We start from the raw sequence: 2,795 nt of genomic DNA on the forward strand, positions 1-2,795 counted from the left end.
GCACCACCGACGCGCCCGGCACGCCCTCCGGCGCCGGCACGCGGGTCGTGGAGCCGACCTTGGTGGACGCGCCGACCGCGTGTGCGACCTCGGCCACCGCGTCGGTCACCGTGGCCTCGAGACCGGGGGCGACGACGACGGGGGCCCCGTCACCCGAGCCGGCGGGCGCGGCGATGCCGATCACCACGACGTCGGACTCCGCGGGTGAGGTCACCGCCTCGATCGGGGCGATGTCCGGGGTGTGGCTGAGGATCGACTGCGCGGTCGGCATAGGGGCGCTCCTGGTGATCGGCGGGATGAGGTGGGTGATGTTCCGGTGCCGGCACGCCGCGGTGGGACCGTCACGGCGAGGGCACCATAGTCTATCGACTACCGTGGGACGGAAGCCGTCACCGGAGAGCGCGAGGAGTGGCCACATGACAGACACGGGGGACCTCTACGAGGGGCCGCTGCACTCCCGCCACGCGGAGGCCGGCGCCACCTTCGCGCCCTTCGGTGGCTGGTCGATGCCCGTGCAGTACACCGGCACCGTCGCCGAGCACACCGCCACCCGCACCACGGTGGGGCTGTTCGACGTCAGCCACCTCGGTAAGGCCCTCGTCTCCGGCCCGGGCGCCGCGGAGTTCGTCAACTCGTGCTTCACCAACGACCTCGACCGCATCTCCGCCGGCAGCGCGCAGTACACGCTGTGCTGCGACGAGTCCGGGGGAGTGGTCGACGACCTCATCGCCTACCGCGTCTCCGACTCCGAGATCTTCCTCATCCCCAACGCCGCCAACACCGCCGAGGTCGTCCGCCGGCTGCAGGCCGCGGCCGCCGAGCGCGCGCCCGACGTGAGCATCACCGACGAGCACCGCTCCCGCGCCGTGATCGCCGTCCAGGGCCCGCTCGCCGGTGAGGTGCTGGGCGCGCTCGGTCTGCCCACCGAGCTCGACTACATGGCGTTCGTCGACGCCGACTGGAACGGGCGGTCCGTGCGGATCTGCCGCACCGGCTACACCGGCGAGTACGGGTTCGAGGTCCTGCCCGCGTGGGACGAGGCCGGACCCCTCTGGGACGCCCTCGCCGAGCAGGTCCTGTCCCGCGAGGGCGCGCTGTGCGGGCTCGGCGCGCGCGACTCCCTGCGCACCGAGGCCGGGTACCCGCTCCACGGCAACGAACTGTCCGTCGACCTCAGCCCCCTCGAGGCGCGTTGCGCCTGGGCCATCGGGTGGGACAAGCCGTCCTTCTGGGGTCGCGAGGAGCTGCTGCGGCAGAAGGAGGCCGGTCCCGCCCGGCGCGTGTACGCCCTCCAGGTCACCGGCCGTGGCGTCCTGCGCGCCGGTCAGACCGTGCGGGCCGACGGCCGCGACGTGGGCGTCACCAGCTCGGGCACGTTCTCGCCCACACTCAAGACGGGGATCGCGCTGGCGTTCATCGACCTGGACGCGGGGCTCAAGAAGGGCGACGAGGTCATCGTGGACGTCCGCGGACGAGAGGTACCGTGCCGACTCGCGGTACCCCCGCTCGTCGAGATCCGCACCCGCTGACCCCGCCCTGCCCGCCCCGCACTCCAGGAACGAGACCCGCCATGTCCGACACGACCGCCTTCGACATCCGCCCGTCCGCCTCGCCCAGGACGGCCGACGAGCGCGCCGCCATCCTCGCCGACCCCGGCTTCGGCAAGCACTTCACCGACCACATGGTCACCATCCCGTACGCCGGTGGCGCCTGGGGGACGCCGGTCGTCGAGGCCTACGCGCCCCTGTCGATCGACCCGTCCGCCGTGGTCCTGCACTACGCCCAGACGATCTTCGAGGGCCTCAAGGCCTACCGCCAGGCCGACGACTCCATCGCCTCGTTCCGGCCCGAGCAGAACGCCGCCCGCTTCAACCGCTCCGCCCGGCGCCTGGCCATGCCGCAGCTGCCGGAGGAGCTGTTCATGGAGTCGCTGCGCCAGATCGTGGCGATCGACCGCGACTGGGTGCCCGCCGCCGGTGGTGAGGAGGCGCTCTACCTGCGGCCGTTCATGATCGCCACCGAGACCGGCCTGGGCGTGCGGCCGGCCGACGAGTACCTCTACTCGGTCATCGCCTCCCCGGCCGGCGCGTACTTCTCCCGCGGGGTCGCCCCCGTGAGCGTCTGGCTGAGCACCGAGTACGTCCGCGCCAGCCCGGGCGGCACCGGCGCCGCCAAGTTCGGCGGCAACTACGCCGCCTCGCTCGCCGCCCAGGAGCAGGCCGCCGCCAAGGGCTGCGATCAGGTGGTCTGGCTGGACGCGATCGAGCGCAAGTACGTCGAGGAGATGGGCGGGATGAACCTGTTCTTCGTCCTGGGCGCCGGCGACTCGGCCGAGATCGTCACCCCCGAACTGTCCGGTTCCCTGCTGCCCGGCGTCACCCGCGACAGCCTCCTGCAGCTGGCCCGGCACCTCGGCTACCGCGTCACCGAGCGCAAGGTCTCCGTGGACGAGTGGGAGTCCGGCGTCGCCTCCGGCGAGATCTCCGAGGTGTTCGCCTGCGGCACCGCCGCCGTCATCACCCCCGTCGGCTCCGTCCAGCACGCGGGCGGCGGCTACACGATCGGCGACGGCGGCCCGGGCGCGATCACCATGCGGCTGCGCGAGACCCTCACCGGCATCCAGCGGGGGTCGGTCGAGGACCCGTTCGGGTGGATGACGCGCCTGGCGTGAGCCGGGCCGCGTGAACCGCGCCCCGTGACCTCCGGCGCCGTCAGGCGAGGAGCACCGCCGCGACGAGGGCCGCGGCGGTGCCGGCCTCGATGACCGCGCCCAGGACGTCGCCGTTGACACCACC

The 2,795-nt window shown here is 73.1% G+C and carries 2 protein-coding genes and 1 pseudogene; 2 read left to right on the plus strand and 1 reads right to left on the minus strand.

The window, feature by feature from the left end; translation table 11 throughout:
- Positions 1-271 (minus strand): annotated as a pseudogene (locus G6030_RS14250) (leucyl aminopeptidase); the annotation flags it as partial.
- A gap of 145 nt (positions 272-416) precedes the next feature.
- Here G6030_RS14250 and gcvT point away from each other — a divergent pair.
- Positions 417-1,529 carry a glycine cleavage system aminomethyltransferase GcvT gene (gcvT, locus tag G6030_RS14255; RefSeq protein WP_182643574.1) on the plus strand — a complete coding sequence of 371 codons (1,113 nt, stop codon included), beginning with the start codon at positions 417-419 and terminating at the stop codon, positions 1,527-1,529.
- Positions 1,530-1,570: 41 nt separating this feature from the next.
- Positions 1,571-2,671 carry a branched-chain amino acid aminotransferase gene (locus G6030_RS14260; RefSeq protein ID WP_182643575.1) on the plus strand — a complete coding sequence of 367 codons (1,101 nt, stop codon included), beginning with the start codon at positions 1,571-1,573 and terminating at the stop codon, positions 2,669-2,671.
- The last annotated feature ends 124 nt before the right edge of the window (positions 2,672-2,795 follow it).

Source organism: Dietzia sp. E1 (assembly GCF_014145015.1).
GTDB classification, from domain to species: domain Bacteria; phylum Actinomycetota; class Actinomycetes; order Mycobacteriales; family Mycobacteriaceae; genus Dietzia; species Dietzia cinnamea_A.

What these genes read in the sequence shown, in the direction of transcription:
- gcvT (WP_182643574.1), top strand. Translation starts at nt 417, where the DNA reads ATGACAGACACGGGGGACCTCTACGAGGGGCCGCTGCACTCCCGCCAC.
- G6030_RS14260 (WP_182643575.1), top strand. Translation starts at nt 1,571, where the DNA reads ATGTCCGACACGACCGCCTTCGACATCCGCCCGTCCGCCTCGCCCAGG.